The following is a 17,282-nucleotide window of genomic DNA, read 5'->3' as shown; positions in this document are numbered from 1 at the left end:
ATGGTCGGGACAAGCCCGACCATGACGAGAAGCGTGGTCTCCGCCCTCGCGCTCGGCCTCTGGCTGGCGGCCGCCAGCGGCCTCGCCAGCGCCGACGACGTACCGGCCCACCCGCAGCGCATCGTCTCGCTCAACATGTGCACTGACGAGTTGTTGCTGCGGCTGGCGTCACCGAAGCACGTCGCCTCGGTGACCTGGCTATCGCAGGACCCGCGCAACGCCAACATGGCCGAGCTCGCCCGCACCATTCCGGCCAATCACGGGCTGGTCGAGCAGGTGCTGGTGCTAAAGCCCGATCTCGTCATCGCCGGCGCCTATACGACGCGCTCGACCGTCGCGCTGCTGAAGCGCGTCGGCACGACGGTCCGGGAATTCGGCGTGCCGCGCAATCTTGCCGAGATGCGCGCGCAGATCCGTGACATGGCCAAGCTCCTTGGCGAGCCCGAGCGCGGCGAGACGCTGATCACCGGGATTGACGCGCGGCTTGCAGCACTGGCCGACCGCCCTCGCCCGGCCCATCCGCGCGCGATCGTGCTGCGCCCGAACGGCTTCACCACCGGGCGCGGCTCGCTCGTCGACGAGATCCTGACGGCGGCGGGCCTGACCAATCTCGCCGCCGAGCTCGGCATCGATAATTACGGCCAGATCGCGCTCGAAACGGTCGCGCTCGGCAAGGCCGACATCCTGATCCTCAACACCACGCCGGACGGCGCGCCCTCGCTGGCTCACGAGGTCCTGCACCATCCGGTCCTCGCCCGGCTCGGCGACCGGCTGAAGCTGGTGGCCCTGCCGTCGAAGCTCTGGACCTGCGCCGGCCCGGCCGTGATCGATGCGATCGAATTGCTGCTCGACGCGGCCGCGCCGACACCCGCCGGAAAACGACCATGAGCGCCGCAGCCATGCCCTCCTCCGCATCCGACCGGATGTCCTATTGGCGGCTCGTAGCCCTGCTGGCCGCCGCCACGTTCGTCATGGCCGTGCTGTCGCTGGAGGTCGGCTATGCCGAACTCGACCTGCCCGCCGCGCTCAGTGACTGGTTCGCCGGACGCCAGAGCCTGCCCGCACTGGTGCTGGTCGAACTGCGCCTGCCACGCGCCATTCTCGGCGCTCTCGTCGGCTTCAGCCTCGGCCTGGCCGGCGCGGCGATGCAGGGTCTGCTGCGCAATCCACTGGCCGAGCCCGGCATCGTCGGCATCTCCAGCACCGCCGCCTTCGGCGCCGTCACAGTGTTCTATTCCGGCTTCGCCGGGGCCTTCGCGCTTGCTCTGCCGCTCGGCGGCATCACCGGCGCGCTGCTCGCCGTGCTGCTGCTCTTTGCCCTCAACGGCCGCGGCGCCGGCACGATGACGCTGATCCTTGCCGGCGTTGCGATCAACAGCTTTGCCGGGGCGATGACCTCGCTCGTGCTCAACCTGGCGCCCAACCCCTATGCCGCGCTGGAGATCGTGTTCTGGCTGATGGGCTCGCTTGCCGATCGCAGCCTGATCCATGTCTGGCTGGTGCTGCCGTTGATGCTCGTCGGCTGGGTCGTGCTGCTCTCAAGCGCACCGGCGCTCGACAGCCTGACGCTCGGCGAGGACACGGCGCGCAGCCTCGGCTTCGACCTGACCTGGCTGCGGGTGCGCCTGATCGGCGGTGCCGCGCTCGCCGTCGGCAGTGCCGTCGCCGTCACCGGGGCGATCGGCTTTGTCGGTTTGGTGGTGCCGCATCTCCTGCGCCCGCTGGTTGGCCAAAAGCCCGGCCGCCTCCTGCTGGTCAGCGGCTTCGGCGGCGCGATCCTCCTGCTCGCCGCCGACACGGCGCTCAGGCTCATGCCGATCCGGCCCGAGCTCAAGCTCGGCGTCGTCACCGCCCTGATCGGCGCGCCCTTCCTGTTCAGCCTGATCCAGCGCCTGCGGCGGGAGGCGTGATGCGTATCGAAGCTGAAGGCATCGCGATCACCTTCGACGGCAAGCCGATCCTGGCCGGGATCGACCTTGCGCTGCGCCCCGGCGAGCTCGTCGGCCTGATCGGCGCCAACGGCGCCGGCAAGACCACCTTGCTGCGCATCCTCGCCGACCTGCTGCGGCCGGCAGCCGGCACTGTGCTCTATGACGGCAAGTCCGCAAGAGCGCTGGGACGCCGCACACTGGCACAGCGCCTTGCCTTCCTCGCCCAGGGCGGCAACGTGCAATGGCAGATGCGGGCGGAAGCCGTCGTCGCACTCGGCCGCCTGCCGCATCGGCGCCCCTTCGCCGACCTCACCGCAGCCGACAAGGCTGCGATCACTAACGCCTTCGCCGCGACCGATACGAGCGCCTTCCGCGCGCGCAGCCTCGATAGCCTCTCCGGCGGCGAGCGCATGCGGGTCCTGCTGGCGCGGGCACTGGCCGTCGAGGCGGAGATGCTGCTCGCCGACGAGCCGCTGGTCGGGCTCGACCCACGCCATCAGCTCGAGGCGATGGCGCTGTTCCGGCGCATCGCCACCAGCGGCACCGGTGTCGTCGTCGTGCTGCACGACCTCTCGCTCGCCGGCCGCTTCTGCGACCGACTCGTCCTTCTCGATGACGGACGCATCCTCGCTGATGGCCCGCCCGCCGCCGTGCTCAATGACGGCAATCTCGCCCGCGCCTTCGGCATCGAAGTCACGCGCGGCAGCCGCGATGGCAAGGACTTCGTGCTGCCCTGGCAGGCGCTGAACCATGGAGAAACCGGCCGATGACGGCAGACGACGTGACCAGCCTGATCCGCGCGGAACTCGCCACAGTGACAACGCAGTGGAATCTCGGCACCTTCGGCGCCATCGCCGAGTTCATGCGCGATCCCGAAGAGCCGGTCGTGCTCGACAACGGTCCGGGCCACCTCTTGGCCGTCACGAATCGCGGCGGCATCGGCTTCGACGACCTCTCCGAGGTCAGGCTCTTCGCCTCCGAGACCGCGGTCGGTCAGGGCTGGAGCCATCGCGTCGCGCTCTGCCTGCCGGAAGCGGCCTGCGCGATGAACCGGCGCACGGCCCTGACCGAGCTCGGTCCCGACGAAGCGGCGCTGCGAGCAAAGGACCGCGCCAGCATCCTGTTCGACATGGGCCTCGGCACGCTGCAAGTCGATATCTGCATCCGCACCGAAGATCCCGCGCTGATCGCGACCTTGCGCTCGGTCGGCGGCCGGAGCTTGTTCGAAGCCGACAATCCGGCGATGGCAGCGATCGTCGCGGCCGGACCGCATCGCGTCTTCATCACGCGCGCCGGCCGCTGCGAGGTCTACCAGCCGATCCCGCCGGCCGACGGCAAGAGCCCCGAAGGCCCGCATACCCATGTGCTGCCGCAATTGCTGCGCAGCGGGCGCACCCATGCGGCGACCGAGCCTGTTCCGGAAGGCTGGGTTCCCGTCGCCCATCTCGTCCCGGCCCACCCGCTAAAGGATGCGATGGCCCGATCGAGGCCATGGGATGGCGCGGCGCATGAGCGCTTTCAGACGCTCCTCGCCGCCAATGGCGATCCCGAACTCGCGGCGCTGAAGCGCAAGCTTCTGGATGCGATCCGCTCAGGCTCAGACCCGGCCGACTTCCGGGAGCCGGCGAACAAGTTCGCCCGCCATACGGTTCGCGTCGCATTGCGGCAGTTGCGGGCGGCTTCTCCCCCACCTGGCCTGTCGCACTGGCTCAAAGCCTTCGACCGGCAGGAGCCGGCGGGCGAGGATGGTGCCGATGCCTATGGCCATGCCTAGAGCCGGATGATTTCAGATGGAATCGCAAGGCGCTTCCATCTGAAATCTGAATCCGTCTCTCATCAAAGAGTTAGAGCAGGATCACAGCGAAAAACCGGTTCCCACTTTTTCGCATCCTGCTCTAGCGGGAACACCGAGCATGACCCAACCGCCCAACTGAGTTACGCCCGTGCCGGCAGGTTCGGTGGATTGTCGCGGGCGCATTCACGCAACCACAAGAAAGACAACCGACGCACATCGCAATTCTGTAACAGGACCGTAGCGTTCCCGGCGGAAAATGCTCAGTATCGACGCGGGATAGGGTTGTGTGCGCTGCAGTTGACGACCGCGGCAGTGCGTTGGCGGCGAAGAGGAGTGGCCTATGTCTGAGCTTTCACGGATGGCGCGCGTGAAGCGGATCTCTTCGGCCTTGCATCTCCCCGTCATGGCGCTTGCGGCCGCTTTCGCCTTCGGACCAGCAACAAGTTCCCTCGCCCAGCAGCCTGCACCCGCAGCCGTCCCGGTCGGCACCGTCACCGCCGAAAAGCGCGCCATCACGCAATCGGCTGATTTCGTCGGGCGCATCGAAGCCGTCAATCGCGTCGACATCCGCGCCCGCATCACCGGCTATCTCGATGACGTTCTGTTCAAGGATGGCGCGACCGTCACAGAAGGCACGCCGCTTTTCCGCATCGAGCGCGCGCCGTTCGAAGCCGCCGTCGAGCAGGCGCAGGGTGCGCTGGAGCGGGCTCAGGGCACCCTGCAGAACGCCAGCCTGCAGCGCCAGCGCGCCGAGGACCTGCTGCGCACCAATGCCGGCTCGGTCGCGGTCCGCGACCAGCGCGTCGCCGAGGAAAAGGGCGCGCAGGGTGACGAGACCACCGCCGCCGCCAATCTGAAGACGGCGCAGATCAATCTCGGCTACACCGAGATCAAGGCACCGATCGCCGGCCGCATCGGCCGCACCAAGCTGACCAAGGGCAATGTCGTCGGGCCCGACAGCGGCGTACTGGCGCAGATCGTCAGCGACGATCCGATGTATGTCATCTTCCCGGTCAGCCAGCGCGAGTTCCTGGCGCTGAAGACGAACCGGCTGCCCACCGATGGCTCGGCCCCGCTCGTCAGCCTCAAATTCTCCGATGGCTCGACCTATGACCAGAAGGGCCGCGTCGACTTCGTCGACGTCTCGGTCGAGCGCGCCACCGATACCGTGCTGGTGCGCGCCACGCTGCCCAATCCGACGGGCCAGCTCCTCGACGGCACGCTCGTGCGTGTCGCAGTCCAGGCCGACAAGAGCGAGGAGAAGGTGCTGGTTCCGCAATCGGCGCTGATCGCCGACCAGCAGGGCTCCTATGTCTTCGCCGTCGAGGACGGCAAGGCGGTGGCCAAGCGGGTCAAGATCGGAGCGGAGGCCGGCTCCTATGTCGTCGTCGAGTCTGGGCTCGCAGGCAATGAGCAGATCGTCATCCAGGGCCTGCAGAATCTGAGGCCGGGCGTGCCTGTGCTGGCTTCGCCCGTGACACCGCCGGCCGGCCGGAGCTGAGCCGATGCTGAGCTCCGTCTTCGTCGACCGGCCGCGGCTGGCCATCGTCATCGCGCTCGTCACCACGATCGCGGGTCTGTTGTCGCTATTTGCGATCCCGGTGGCGCAATATCCCGATATCGTGCCGCCGCAGGTTTCGGTGACGACCTCCTATCCCGGCGCCTCGGCCGCCGTGGTCGAGCAGACGGTGGCACAGCCGATCGAGGCCCAGATCGTCGGCACCGACAAGATGCTCTACATGAAGAGCGTCAGCGGCAATGACGGCAGCTATTCGCTGCTGGTCTCGTTCGAGCTCGGCACCAACCCGGACATCAACAGCGTCAACGTCAACAACCGCGTCCAGATTGCCCTGTCGAAGCTGCCGCAGGAAGCGCAGCGCAGCGGCATCGTCGTGAAGAAGAAGTCGTCGGCGCTGCTCGGCGTCATCGCCGTCTATGCGCCGAAGGGCAATTACGACACCCTGTTCGTCTCGAACTACGTCACGATCAACCTGCTCGACGCGATCCGCTCGACCCCGGGCGTCGGCGACGCCGCGCTGTTCGGCGCGCAGGACTACGCCATCCGCGCCTGGATCCGTACCGACAGCCTGACCGGGCTGAACCTGACCACCGGCGACATCATCGCCGCGATCCAGGCCCAGAACGCGCAGGCGGCCGTCGGGCGCATCGGCGCCCGCCCTATCTCCGACGATCAGCAATTGCAGCTCAATATCCAGACCAAGGGCCGCCTGAGCACGCCGGAGGAGTTCGGCAAGATCGTGCTGCGCACCAATGCCGACGGCTCGGTGCTGCGGCTCTCGGATGTGGCGCGCCTCGAGCTCGGCGCCGCCAATCTTGATCGCGACACAAGGCTGAACGGCGGTCCCGCCGTGCTGATCGGCGTCTACCAATCGCCCGGCGCCAACGCGATCACCGCCCTCGACGCCGTCAAGAAGACGATCGGCGACCTCCAGAAGTCCTTCCCGGAAGGCCTCGAATGGAAGGTCACCTATGACCCGACCGCCTTCGTCACCGCCACCATCCACGAGGTCCAGAAGACGCTGATCGAGGCCTTCGTCCTCGTCGTGCTCGTCGTCTATCTGTTCCTCGGCAATCTGAGGGCGACGCTGATCCCGACCATCGCCGTACCGGTGAGCCTCGTCGGCGCCTTCATCGTGCTCAACGCCATCGGCTATTCCGCCAACACCGTCTCGCTGCTCGCCGTGGTCCTCGCCATCGGCATCGTCGTCGACGACGCCATCGTCGTCATCGAGAATGTCGAGCGCGTGATGGAGGAGCATCCCGAGCTGACGCCCGCCGAGGCGACCAAGCGCGCCATGGGCGAGATCGTCGCGCCGATCATCGCGATCACGCTGGTGCTGCTCTCGGTCTTCGTGCCGGTCGCCTTCATCCCCGGCATTTCCGGCGAGCTCTTCCGGCAGTTCGCGGTCACCGTCGCGGTCGCGATGGTGCTGTCCGCCATCAACGCGCTGACGCTGTCGCCGGCGCTCTGCGCCATCCTGCTGAAGCCGCATCACGGGCCGCGGCGCGGGCCGATCGGCTATGTCATGCGCGGCATCGACTGGACGCGCGACCGCTATGGCTCGGCCGTGGCGCGTCTCGTGCGCGTCGCGCTCATAAGCATCGCTTTGACCGCGGCCTTCGGCGCCGGCATCTATGCGATGGGGCGGATCACGCCGACCGGCTTCCTGCCGGAGGACGACCAGGGCGCCTTCTTCGTCGTCGCCCAATTGCCCGACGGCGCTTCGATCGGGCGGACATCGACGCTCGCCGCCGAGGTCGAGGGCATCCTGAAGAGCGAGAAGGCGATCGCGGACTATTCCACGATCATCGGCCTCAACTTCCTCGACAACTATTCCCAGCCCAATGCCGGCTTCTTCGTGGTGACGCTGAAGCCGTTCGACGAGCGCAAGGGTGCAGAGGACTCGGCTTCAGCGGTCATCGCCCGGTTGGCGCAGAAGTTCCGCGCAGTGCGCGACGGCACCGTCGTGCCGGTCGCGCCCCCGCCGATCATCGGTCTCGGCAGTGGCGGCGGCTTCAGCTACGTCCTGATGGACATGGGGTCGTCCGATCCCAAGGCGCTCGGCCGAACGCTGCGCGGCCTCACAATCGCCGCCAACCAGGACCCGCAATTGCGGCGGGTGTTCTCGACCTTCTCGGATTCGGCACCCTCGATCTATCTCGACATCGACCGCGACAAGATCCAGATCCTCGGCGTCGCGCTGAGCGACGTCTTCCAGGCCCTGCAGGCCTCGCTCGGCGGCTACTACGTCAACGACATGAATCTGTTCGGCCGGACCTGGCAGGTTCAGGTCCAGGCCGAGGGCACCGATCGTGCCTCGGTCAACGACATCTACCGCATCAATGTCCGCAGTCGCTCGGGCGACATGGTTCCACTGCGCTCTTTCGTCGAGGCCAAGGTCGTCGTCGGCCCGCAAGCGCTGATCCGCTACAACAACCGCCTCGCAGTAACGCTGCAGGGCTCGCCGGCGCCGGGCGTCTCCTCGGGCCAGGCACTGAAGGCGATGGAAACGGTCGCGGCCAAGACACTGTCGACGGGCTATCGTGGCGAATGGACCGACGTGTCCTTCCAGGAGAAGCGGGCCGAGGGACAGACGGGGATGATCCTCGCCTTCGCCCTGCTCTTCGCCTACCTCTTCCTGGTCGCGCTCTATGAGAGCTGGACTATCCCCGTGCCCGTGCTGCTCTCGGTGGCGGTCGCTGTGCTCGGTGCCTTCGTCGCGATCGTCATCGCCGGGTTGACGCTCGACCTCTATGCCCAGATCGGCATCGTCGTGCTGATCGGCCTCGCGGCGAAGAACGGCATCCTGATCGTCGAGTTCGCCAAGGAACTGCGCGAGAAGGGACACCCACTCCTGCATGCGGCGACGGAAGGCGCGCGGCTGCGCTTCCGCCCGGTGATGATGACGTCCTTCGCCTTCATCCTCGGCCTGCTGCCGCTCGTGATCGCGGAAGGGCCGTCGAAACTCGCCAGGCGCGATGTCGGCACGCCCGTCTTCGGCGGCATGCTGTTCGCGTCCTTCCTCGGCATCTTCGTGATCCCGGCGCTCTATGTCGTCTTCCAGGGCCTGCGCGAGCGCCTGCGGCCATCGACCCGGCCCAAGGAGGAGCAGGTCTAAACTTGCCGGAGCATCCACCTTCGCGCCCGCCTGCGGCACTTGGCGGGTTCCGCGCAAAGGAGTGCGCTCCCCGTAATTCCCGCATTGCCGAAGCGGCGCCAATCAGCTATCCAGCCTCCACGGAAAGCGCCCGTAGCTCAGCTGGATAGAGCGTTGCCCTCCGAAGCTGGGAATCACGCCCGGAGCGTCACTAAAAATCTTATATATTTCAAGGTTCTAAGCATCGCATTACTGCGATGAAACCGCTCATGAGCTGGATCGGCACGACCGCGCCGCAACCGCTCAAACTGAGGTGGTGCAGGGGATCGCTCGCCCTTGAGATTTTGGGACCAAGCGCACCTTATTCCAAGCCTCCTTGCTGCAGCTCTTCGTTACCCAACTGGACAGCTCGAACAGCTTCCAGCGCTACCAGCGCAGCAGCTACCTTGGCGCGAGCTTCCTCGATGTCGGCCATGACCAGGCAGTCGTTCCGATGGATTGCCGCCAGGAAAGCGGCAAGGACGGCAGGGCAATTGGCCGCCAGTCCGAGAAAATGATCGCCGCTAGGAGCGCGCTCGCCGGAGAGCCAGTTTTTTACAGTTCGATCGTTCGCGCCGGTCCAGAGCGCCACCGTCTTTATCTTGGAAGACTGCCCTCGAAGCGCGGCTTTCAACGCCGTTGCGACCAGTTTGGCAAAAGCGGGAGGGCCGATCGCTTTCCCTCGGCCGTTGGGCAAGGAGTTGCCCGAATTCGGAAAGGACATTCCGCCGCCTCCGCGCTTGACTGACCGGCGACGTCCGCCGGCCTACGAGACGTCGAGTGTGGAGTGGCCTTGTGTGAGTAGCGCTGAAGGATCGAGTCGGATTGCGCGGATCGGCCCGGAGAGGTCACGGCGGGCGGCTGCCTACGTCAGAATGTCGACCGACCACCAGCGCTACTCGACCGAGAACCAGCTTGACGCGATCAAGCGCTTCGCCGAGGCCCGCGACATCGAGATCGTCCGGGTCTACGAGGACGCTGGTAAGAGCGGCCTGAACCTGGAGGGTCGCGACACCTTTCAGCGCCTGCTCGCCGACGTGGAGCGTGGCGCCGCAGACTTCGGCACCATCCTGGTTTACGACGTCAGCCGCTGGGGCCGCTTCCAGAATGCCGACCACGGAGCGCACCTGGAGTTCCTCTGCTCGCGCGCGGACATTGTCGTCCATTACTGCGCCGAGCAGTTCGAGAACGACGGGAGCATCGGTTCCAATCTACTGAAGACCGTCAAGCGGGTTATGGCGGGGGAATATAGCCGGGAGCTGTCGGTCAAGGTCTTCGCCGGCCAGTGCCGCCTAGTCGAGAAAGGGTATCGTCAGGGCGGGATGGCCGGCTACGGCCTGCGGCGGCTCCTGATCGACGAGAACGGCGAACCCAAGTCCGAGCTCTCGATCGGCGAGCGCAAGAGTCTCCAGACCGATCGCGTGATCCTAATCCCCGGTCCGCCCGAGGAGGTGGAGGTCGTCCGGCGCATCTATCGCCTCTTCGTCGATCTCGGCGTGCAGGAGGCCCAGATCGCGGCCGGCCTAAACCATGAGGGAATCGTCACCGACCTGGGGCGCCCCTGGACGCGCGGCACCGTTCATCAGGTCCTGACCAACCCGAAATACATTGGCGACAACGTGTTCAACCGAGTCAGCTTCAAGCTGAAGATGCGCCGGGTCGTGAACACGCAGGAGCACTGGGTCCGCGCCCGCGGCGTGTTCACCGCCGTCGTCGATATCGCCACTTTCGAGCGCGCGGCCAGGATAGTGGAGGACCGTAGCCGGAGGATGAACGACGCCGAGCTCATCGACCTGCTGCGGTCGCTGCTGGAGGCTCAGGGGGCGCTGTCCAGCCTCGTCATCGACGAGCGAGAGGACATGCCGTCGAGCAGCGTCTATCGGAGCCGCTTCGGCAGTTTGCTGCGCGCCTATCACCTCGTCGGCTACAGTCCGAGGCGGGACTACCGCTACATCGAGATCAACCGGCGCCTGCGGGCGATGCACCCGGATGTCGTTTCCATGGTGATCGGCGGCTTGCGCGTCGCCGGCGGCGAGGTTCTCGTCGATCCCGATTCGGGGCTGATCGACGTCAACGGCGAGTTCACCGCCTCGGTCGTCGTGGCACGCTGCGGCGAGACGCAAGGAGGCTCGCCACGCTGGCGCATCCGGCTCGACGCCGGCCTGGCTCCCGACATCACGATCGCCGTGCGCATGGATCGCGGCAACATCTCCCCGCTCGACTACTACCTGCTCCCGCGCCTGGACATGACCGAGCCGAAGCTTCGGCTCGCCGAGAACAACGGTCTGTCACTGGATGGTTATCGCTTCGAGACTCTGGACTTCCTGTTCTCCCTGGCGGCCCGAGCTCAATTCGAGGAGGCGGCATGACCGAAGCCAAGCACACCCGCGTGGAGATGATCCCGATCGACCGGATCATCATCCTGAACCCCCGCGTCCGGAACCGACGCAAGTTCCTCGAGGTGGTCGAGAGCATTAAGACGGTCGGGCTAAAGCGCCCGATCCGCGTCAACACTATGAGTGGCCCAGACGGTCAACGCTCCTACGGCCTCGCCTGCGGCCAAGGCCGTATTGAAGCATTTCGGGAGCTAGGTCGAACAGACATCCCAGCCATTGTAACTGAGGCGACGCAGGAGGAATGCCTTCTGATGAGCCTGGTCGAGAACTGCGCCCGCCGGCAGCATCGTTCCATCGACTTGCTTCAAGACGTCACGACTTTGCGCAAACGCGGCTATAACGACCGCCAGATTGCCGAGAAAATTGGCACCTCGCCAGAGTGGGTCAGCCTGATGGCCACGCTTATCGAGAAGGGCGAGCAACGCCTTATCGAGGCCGTCGATGCGGGGACAATTCCAATCTCGGTCGCGATTGAAATTGCGCGCGCCGATGACGAAACCGTCCAACAGATGCTGGCCGAAGCTTATACCGAGGGGAGAATCTCTGGCCCGCGGCTGATCAAGATGAGGCGCCTTATCGAGCAGCGGACGCGAAGCGGCAAACACGTGTCGACGAACCCGTTTGGAAAGAAACTTAGCAGGGCCAGATCTTCGGAGGCATTCGTCCGTATTTTTCAGCAAGAAGCCGATAAGCAGCGCCTCCTGGTGAAGAAGGCCGAAGTCACGGAAACCCGCCTGCTTTTCGTGGTCGAAGCGCTCAAGAATCTGCGGGCCGATGAGAATTTCGTAACTCTGCTACGGGCCGAGCGCCTCGACTCGATGCCGAAAGACCTGGAGAGCCGCATCTTAGGAGTCCCGGCATGAACGAGACACTCAACCAGACACGGATCGCCTTCGAGCCAGAGTGCATCACCGTGCCGATCACATCGCTCTTGCCCGTTCGGCCGCCTCGGGCGTCGGTCAAAGCAAGTCATAAGTATCAGCAGATCCGAACCTCAGTGGTTGAGATCGGCCTGGTCGAGCCGCCAGTGATAGCAAGGATCGACGGCAATCCGGCCAGCTTCCTTCTTCTCGACGGCCACGTCCGCATTGAGATCCTGAAGGACCTTGGCAAGACCGAGATAGAATGCCTCGTATCGACCGACGACGAGAGCTTCACCTTTAACAAGCGGATCAGTCGACTCTCGGCCGTCCAAGAACATGCCATGATCCTGAAGGCGATCGCCCGCGGGGTATCAAAGGAGAAAATCGCGTGCGCGCTAGGGATGCACGTCAACAGCGTGAAACGAAAGGCGACCTTACTTGATGGCGTCTGCCATGAGGTTGTGTCGATGTTGAAGGACACGGTGTGCCCGATGGCCGTGTTTGAGATCCTTAAGCGAATGAAGCCGCTGCGCCAGATCGAGGCGACCGAACTGATGATTGCTGCAAATAACTACACGGCGGTCTATGCGACCGCACTTCTCGCGGGAACGCCAACGAATGAGCTCGCTGGCGAGAAGAAATCGAAAAAGGTGCGCGGCGTCACACCGGAGGCGATGGCAAAAATGGAGAAGGAGCTCGCCAGGCTGCGGGAATCGATGGTTGAGATCCAGGAGACCTATGGCAAGGAGCATCTCCAGCTGACCGTCGTGAAGGGCTATCTCGGCAAGCTTCTCGGTAACCCACGCGTTGTGCGCTATCTCCTGCAGCACCGCCCAGAATACCTGGAGCATTTTCAGGCGATCGCCGATGCTAACTCCTTCGCCGACCAGGCGGCTTGATTGATCTGCGCCGCACGCGAGTATTGGGGCTAACGCTTTGGTGCTCGCGACCGGCCGGAGTTCGAATGCAATCGGCACTTGCTAAGCGAAAGATGATTGCCCGTGTTAAGCCAGGCGGGATTAACTGGCCTTTCCGCGTCGCTGCCACGTCATTATACTCGGCATTTCCGCGCTCTTTCGATCGTGATGACGTCCTCAGCGACCGTCCCATTGTCCACGGGGTAACCGACTGGGCTGGTTTCCAGAGCAAATGAGCCGCCATGAGGATCCGGACTGGCCTCTGCGCTTTGCGCTTGCCGGTGATCCGCGAAAATTGGATGGTTCAGCGAGAAAAAACACCCGGGGGAAGCACGTGATCGAGCAATTTCGGCATCTGCGAAATATTGGACAATTCGAGAATGTTACAGCAGGTGCACAGTTACCCTTAGCGAAGCTGAACTTGATTTACGCAGAGAACGGTCGCGGAAAAACGACGCTAGCTTCGTTGCTGCGCTCTCTTCAGACTAATGACGCCGTAATGGTTGTCGAAAGACAACGACTAGGGACTCAAGATCCAGCGCAGATCGTCATTTTGGCAGCCGGGGTCGCCCATGTGTTTCAGCAAGGCAGATGGTCTGCTCCACTATCGCAGCTTGCCATCTTCGACGATGTCTTTGTTGCGCAGAATGTATGTTCTGGGATCGAGATCGGCGCCCAACATCGTCAGAATTTGCACGAGCTGATTTTGGGGGCACAGGGAGTTGCCCTTAATTCGGCGCTACAGAGCCATGTGGATCGCATCGAGGCTCATAATCAGGAGCTTCGTGCAAAGGGCGATGCGATCCCGCCGGCTATAAGAGGTGTGCTGAGCGTCGATGCCTTCTCCGCCCTTGAGCTACTCCCTGGATTGCCGGAACTGATCTCCGACGCCGAGCGACGCTTGGCCGCTGCTCGCGCGGGACACGAGATTCAGAACGGCCTAGAATTCGAGGCTGTGAGCCTCCCGAGCTTCGATGTCGCCGCTATTAGCGCTCTTTTGCGACAGGGCTTGCCCGAGCTCGAGCAGGCAGCAGCCGCACACGTCCAGAGTCATCTAGCGAAGCTGGGACGCGGCGGAGAGAGCTGGATTGCCGACGGCATCTCAAGAATCGGGCCGGCTTCGCAAGGTCACGATCAGGAGATATGCCCATTCTGCGAACAAGGCCTCGTCGCATCGCCGGTGATTGATCATTATCGCGCCTTTTTTAGTGAGGCGTATGCTCTGCTGCGGCAGGCACTGGCCGCACAGCGCGAAGGCATCAATGCCGCCCACGCCGGCGAAATTCCAGCAGCGTTCGAGCGGAATGTGCGCATTCTGGAGGAGCGGCGGCAGTTCTGGCGTCAATTTATACGTCTGCCAGGGCTTCAGCTTGATACCGCCGCCATTGCGCGTGCATGGCGCGCTGCGAGGGACGCGGTCTTACAATTGCTAGCCAGGAAGCAAGGCGCCCCTCTCGACCCGCTTGTGTTGCCCCCCGATGTCACTTTAGCGCTCGAGACCTACGAGCGAGAGCGCCAGGCATTCAATGCTTCTGTCGAAGCCACTATGGGCGCTAACCCTCAGATCGCTCTTGCGAAGGAGCAGGCTGCCGCCGCAAACGTTGACGCTCTCGCCGCTGATCTCGCCAGGTTGAAGGCAATTGATGCACGGCACTCGCAGGAGATCTCGTTACTGTGCGAGGTCTATCTGACGGAGAAGTCGGCGAAGGCAGTGACAGAAGGGCAACGCGATCAAGCGAGGCAAGCGCTGGATCAGTATCGCCAAAATGTATTTCCAGCCTACGAAGCGTCCATCAACGCACATTTGATTAGGTTTAATGCGGGATTCCGCCTTGGTGCCGTGTCGCCTGTCAATAATCGAGCCGGATCTTCTGCAAATTACAATGTTGTTATAAATAACATCCCCGTTGGATTGGGCGCAAATGCTGGCGCGCCTAGCTTTAGGAACACCTTGAGCGCGGGAGATAGAAATACATTAGCTCTTGCGTTTTTCTTTTCGGCGCTCGAAAGCGACCCTGGCATTGCTAACAAAATTGTTATTATCGATGATCCTATGACTAGCCTTGATGAACATCGATCACTGGCTACCATTCAAGAATTAAATCGCCTTGTCGACCGCGTTGGCCAAGTAATTATTTTATCGCATTCTAAAGCATTTCTGTGCCAACTGTCGGATGCGTCAGATCGGCATTCTCCTGTCGCGATTCGAATTGCCCGCGATGGACAAGGCTCAACTCTCGCCCCATGGGATATCAGGCAAGACTCCATAACGGTTCACGATAAGCGCCATGAAGTCATTTCGGCTTATTTGAGAGCCAACAACCCTGCGCAGGAGCGCGAGGTCGCGACAGCTATACGCCCCATTCTCGAAGCTTTCTTACGGGTTGCATATCCAGCGCACTTTCCGCCAGGAACAATGCTTGGAGGCTTTATCGGCCGGTGTCGCACGGACTTGGGCGGTCCTAATGAGATACTCACTCAGGCCGACATCAACGAGCTCGACGACCTTCGAGTGTTTGGGAACCGGTTTCACCATGACTCCAACCCTGCCTGGCAGGTGGAGATCATAAATGATCAAGAGCTGGTTCGGTTTTCGCAGCGAACGCTGGCGTTCACTCGGCGCCCGTAGCGCTGATCTAAGAGCACTGCCTACCGAAGGCGGATCCAGGCGGAGAGCGGGATCTTCGGAACCCTTTGATGAACCAGGTATCCTGATACCCGGTCGAGCTCCCCGACCGGCGATCGGCACACCAGGGCCACATCCAGCTCGGAATTCCTTGCCCCGCTCCGGAAACCTCCTTGGCGGGACTGCCTGGGCGTCCTGTAGTCATTGGACGAACAGGACTGATCCGCAATGGCGACTATCCGGAAACTCCGGGGCAGATGGCAGGCACAAGTGCGACGGCGCGGCATGGCGCCTCGTGCCAAGAGCTTCGACCAGAAGGCCGACGCCGAGAAGTGGGCGCGGTCACTGGAGTCCGAGCTCGATCGCTGCGGAATGCTGCCGGATACGCGCGTAGCTGAATCTACGACTCTACGGTCGATCCTTGAGCGCTACGTGGTCGAAATATCGCCCAGGAAGCGCAGCGCCCACACCGAGATCTCGCGGATCAAGGCGCTGCTGCGTCGTCCGCTCTGTCACCGGACGTTGGCGCTGCTGTCGACCTCGGATCTCGCCACGTATCGCGACGAACGGCTTCGGACTGTGTCGCCATCGACAGTGATCCGCGAGCTCAACACGATCAGCCATGCGATCGACACCGCGATGCGTGATTGGGACATCTATCTGCACCGGAACCCTTGCAAGCTCGTGCGCCGTCCGAGCCCGCCTCGAGGGCGCAATCGCCGGCTGCGCGACGACGAGGAGCAGCGGCTGCTCTCTGCTGCCGATAGCGGTAGAAATCTCTATATGCGCGACCTCATCGTGCTCGCGATCGAAACCGGCATGCGGCGCGGCGAGCTGCTATCGCTCGACTGGCAGCACGTCGACCTGGAGACGCAGATCGCGCACCTACCGATGACCAAGAACGGCGAGTCCCGTGACGTCCCTCTGTCGTCGCGAGCGCGCGCCGTGCTCCAGGGACTCTGGGAGGGCCAAGGAAGCCCTTCAGCAGGTCGAGCGCTGCCAACCAGCGAGAGCGCGGTCGTTCAAGCCTGGGGCCATCTGTGTGGCCGCGCGGGCATCACCGCTTTGCACTTCCACGACCTGCGCCACGAAGCCGTCTCACGCTTGTTCGAGAAAGGGCTAAACGTTGTAGAGGTATCTACGATCTCCGGACACAAAGAGCTGCGCATGCTCAGCCGCTACGCTCACCTCCGAGCGACCGATCTCGTCAGCCGACTGGGGTAATGGGGTTGAGAACGCTCGGCGCATGACCGAGCCGGACTTTAGGTCGAGCTTGCGCGTGACGACGATTCGCCCGAATTTGCCGTCTGAGCGGTTGTCCATCAGCACCAGCGCCGCTTGATCGGCATCTGGGAATTCGCCCGGAGCAGCGCCTCCCCATTTAGCAAGAATGGGGTGAGCCAGGTTGCCGAACGTTTACACCCAGGTTGCATCCGTCAACCTCGACCCTGAAAAACACCGAAAATAGGCATTCCCCGACGTCCAGAAGGTTGTCATGGCGCAACCTGAAACGCTATCAAAACACCGAAAAATGCCCCCAACGTTACCCGAGGGTTTACATAAAGTTGACAGATCCGACCCGAAATCGGCTTTTTCCCAAAAGTGTCAACTTGCGACGGATCGAGCCAATGAAAGTGAGCGGCTTCAGGAGCTCACAGGGATCGAGCGCAGCGACAGACGCCCACCGATAGCACCCAAAGCAGTGGACTTAGCTCACCGAGCTCCTGGTCGACGCGCAGCAAGAAGCTTGATCAGGTCGAGTCCGGAAACATATCCGAGCAGCTCAGCGGGACGGCAGACCCGATCGCCAACGCCGAGCGCCAGCGCCACGACTACACGCTGGGAACTCGGGTTGAGCCACCACCGCGATCGATGTCCGACTGCCGGTCAGATTGCGCTGTCAGCCAGAGCGGTTGGAGATGATAGGTCTGGAAGCGCCGAGATCATTCTGTCGGGCGAGCGCCGGTGCCGCCCATCCTCCTCTCACAGTGCGAGCACGACATCGCCGACGCACCGGAGCGATGTCGAAGTCCTAGAGAAATTCAAGTGAGCTGATGGGAGTGCCTTCCCTGCTCGGGCGCACTTCCCCGTCCTAT

12 protein-coding genes are annotated in these 17,282 nt (G+C 63.4%); 11 read left to right on the top strand and 1 reads right to left on the bottom strand.

What is annotated here, in order from left to right; genetic code table 11:
• Positions 1-21: 21 nt before the first annotated feature.
• The 6 genes from B6S44_RS14900 (at position 22) to B6S44_RS14875 (ending at position 8,366) form a co-directional block, all read left to right on the top strand.
• Positions 22-888 carry an ABC transporter substrate-binding protein gene (locus tag B6S44_RS14900; protein WP_164985829.1) on the top strand — a complete coding sequence of 289 codons (867 nt, stop codon included), beginning with the start codon at positions 22-24 and terminating at the stop codon, positions 886-888.
• A complete protein-coding gene (locus B6S44_RS14895; protein WP_129157649.1) occupies positions 885-1,910 on the top strand; it encodes a FecCD family ABC transporter permease in 1,026 nt (341 codons plus the stop codon). The genes B6S44_RS14900 and B6S44_RS14895 overlap by 4 nt, the downstream gene beginning before the upstream one ends.
• On the top strand, positions 1,910-2,701 hold the full coding sequence (locus tag B6S44_RS14890; RefSeq protein WP_129157648.1) for an ABC transporter ATP-binding protein: 792 nt from the start codon (positions 1,910-1,912) through the stop codon (positions 2,699-2,701). Before B6S44_RS14895 ends, B6S44_RS14890 begins: the two co-directional genes overlap by 1 nt.
• Entirely contained in the window at positions 2,698-3,705 is a 1,008-nt protein-coding gene (locus B6S44_RS14885; RefSeq protein WP_129157647.1) for a DUF6925 family protein, read from the top strand. Before B6S44_RS14890 ends, B6S44_RS14885 begins: the two co-directional genes overlap by 4 nt.
• Positions 3,706-4,066: 361 nt before the next feature.
• A complete protein-coding gene (locus B6S44_RS14880) occupies positions 4,067-5,227 on the top strand; it encodes an efflux RND transporter periplasmic adaptor subunit (RefSeq protein WP_248309599.1) in 1,161 nt (386 codons plus the stop codon).
• Positions 5,228-5,231: 4 nt separating this feature from the next.
• Positions 5,232-8,366, top strand: a complete 3,135-nt coding sequence (locus B6S44_RS14875) for an efflux RND transporter permease subunit (RefSeq protein ID WP_129157646.1) — start codon at positions 5,232-5,234, stop codon at positions 8,364-8,366.
• Between the two features lie 340 nt (positions 8,367-8,706).
• On the opposite strand, the gene B6S44_RS14870 is transcribed toward B6S44_RS14875, so the two are convergent.
• Positions 8,707-9,108, bottom strand: coding sequence for a hypothetical protein (locus B6S44_RS14870; RefSeq protein WP_129157645.1), 402 nt, complete (start codon positions 9,106-9,108; stop codon positions 8,707-8,709).
• A 58-nt stretch (positions 9,109-9,166) separates the two neighbouring features.
• On the opposite strand from B6S44_RS14870, the gene B6S44_RS14865 reads away from it, so the two are divergent.
• From B6S44_RS14865 to B6S44_RS14845, 5 genes are all read left to right on the top strand, one after another.
• Complete coding sequence (locus B6S44_RS14865) at positions 9,167-10,753, top strand: recombinase family protein (RefSeq protein WP_465246116.1); 1,587 nt, start codon at positions 9,167-9,169, stop codon at positions 10,751-10,753.
• Positions 10,750-11,643, top strand: a complete 894-nt coding sequence (locus B6S44_RS14860) for a plasmid partitioning protein RepB C-terminal domain-containing protein (RefSeq protein WP_129157643.1) — start codon at positions 10,750-10,752, stop codon at positions 11,641-11,643. The genes B6S44_RS14865 and B6S44_RS14860 overlap by 4 nt, the downstream gene beginning before the upstream one ends.
• The gene (locus B6S44_RS14855; protein ID WP_129157642.1) at positions 11,640-12,542 is read left to right on the top strand and encodes a plasmid partitioning protein RepB C-terminal domain-containing protein; all 903 of its coding nucleotides are present in this window, start codon (positions 11,640-11,642) and stop codon (positions 12,540-12,542) included. The genes B6S44_RS14860 and B6S44_RS14855 overlap by 4 nt, the downstream gene beginning before the upstream one ends.
• 250 nt (positions 12,543-12,792) lie before the next feature.
• Complete coding sequence (locus B6S44_RS14850) at positions 12,793-15,189, top strand: AAA family ATPase (RefSeq protein WP_164985828.1); 2,397 nt, start codon at positions 12,793-12,795, stop codon at positions 15,187-15,189.
• 282 nt (positions 15,190-15,471) lie between these two features.
• Positions 15,472-16,410, top strand: coding sequence for a site-specific integrase (locus tag B6S44_RS14845; protein WP_349236373.1), 939 nt, complete (start codon positions 15,472-15,474; stop codon positions 16,408-16,410).
• The last annotated feature ends 872 nt before the right edge of the window (positions 16,411-17,282 follow it).

This window comes from Allobosea sp. Tri-44, assembly GCF_004123845.1.
In the GTDB taxonomy this organism is placed as follows: Bacteria; Pseudomonadota; Alphaproteobacteria; order Rhizobiales; family Beijerinckiaceae; genus Allobosea.
Note: the sequence above shows the minus strand (reverse complement) of the source record. Positions and strands in the feature narration are given on the sequence as shown.

Coding starts and splice junctions, on each gene's coding strand:
- B6S44_RS14900 (WP_164985829.1), top strand. CDS start 22: ATGACGAGAAGCGTGGTCTCCGCCCTCGCGCTCGGCCTCTGGCTGGCG.
- B6S44_RS14895 (WP_129157649.1), top strand. CDS start 885: ATGAGCGCCGCAGCCATGCCCTCCTCCGCATCCGACCGGATGTCCTAT.
- B6S44_RS14890 (WP_129157648.1), top strand. CDS start 1,910: ATGCGTATCGAAGCTGAAGGCATCGCGATCACCTTCGACGGCAAGCCG.
- B6S44_RS14885 (WP_129157647.1), top strand. CDS start 2,698: ATGACGGCAGACGACGTGACCAGCCTGATCCGCGCGGAACTCGCCACA.
- B6S44_RS14880 (WP_248309599.1), top strand. CDS start 4,067: ATGTCTGAGCTTTCACGGATGGCGCGCGTGAAGCGGATCTCTTCGGCC.
- B6S44_RS14875 (WP_129157646.1), top strand. CDS start 5,232: ATGCTGAGCTCCGTCTTCGTCGACCGGCCGCGGCTGGCCATCGTCATC.
- B6S44_RS14870 (WP_129157645.1), bottom strand. CDS start 9,108: ATGTCCTTTCCGAATTCGGGCAACTCCTTGCCCAACGGCCGAGGGAAA.
- B6S44_RS14860 (WP_129157643.1), top strand. CDS start 10,750: ATGACCGAAGCCAAGCACACCCGCGTGGAGATGATCCCGATCGACCGG.
- B6S44_RS14855 (WP_129157642.1), top strand. CDS start 11,640: ATGAACGAGACACTCAACCAGACACGGATCGCCTTCGAGCCAGAGTGC.
- B6S44_RS14850 (WP_164985828.1), top strand. CDS start 12,793: ATGAGCCGCCATGAGGATCCGGACTGGCCTCTGCGCTTTGCGCTTGCC.
- B6S44_RS14845 (WP_349236373.1), top strand. CDS start 15,472: ATGGCGCCTCGTGCCAAGAGCTTCGACCAGAAGGCCGACGCCGAGAAG.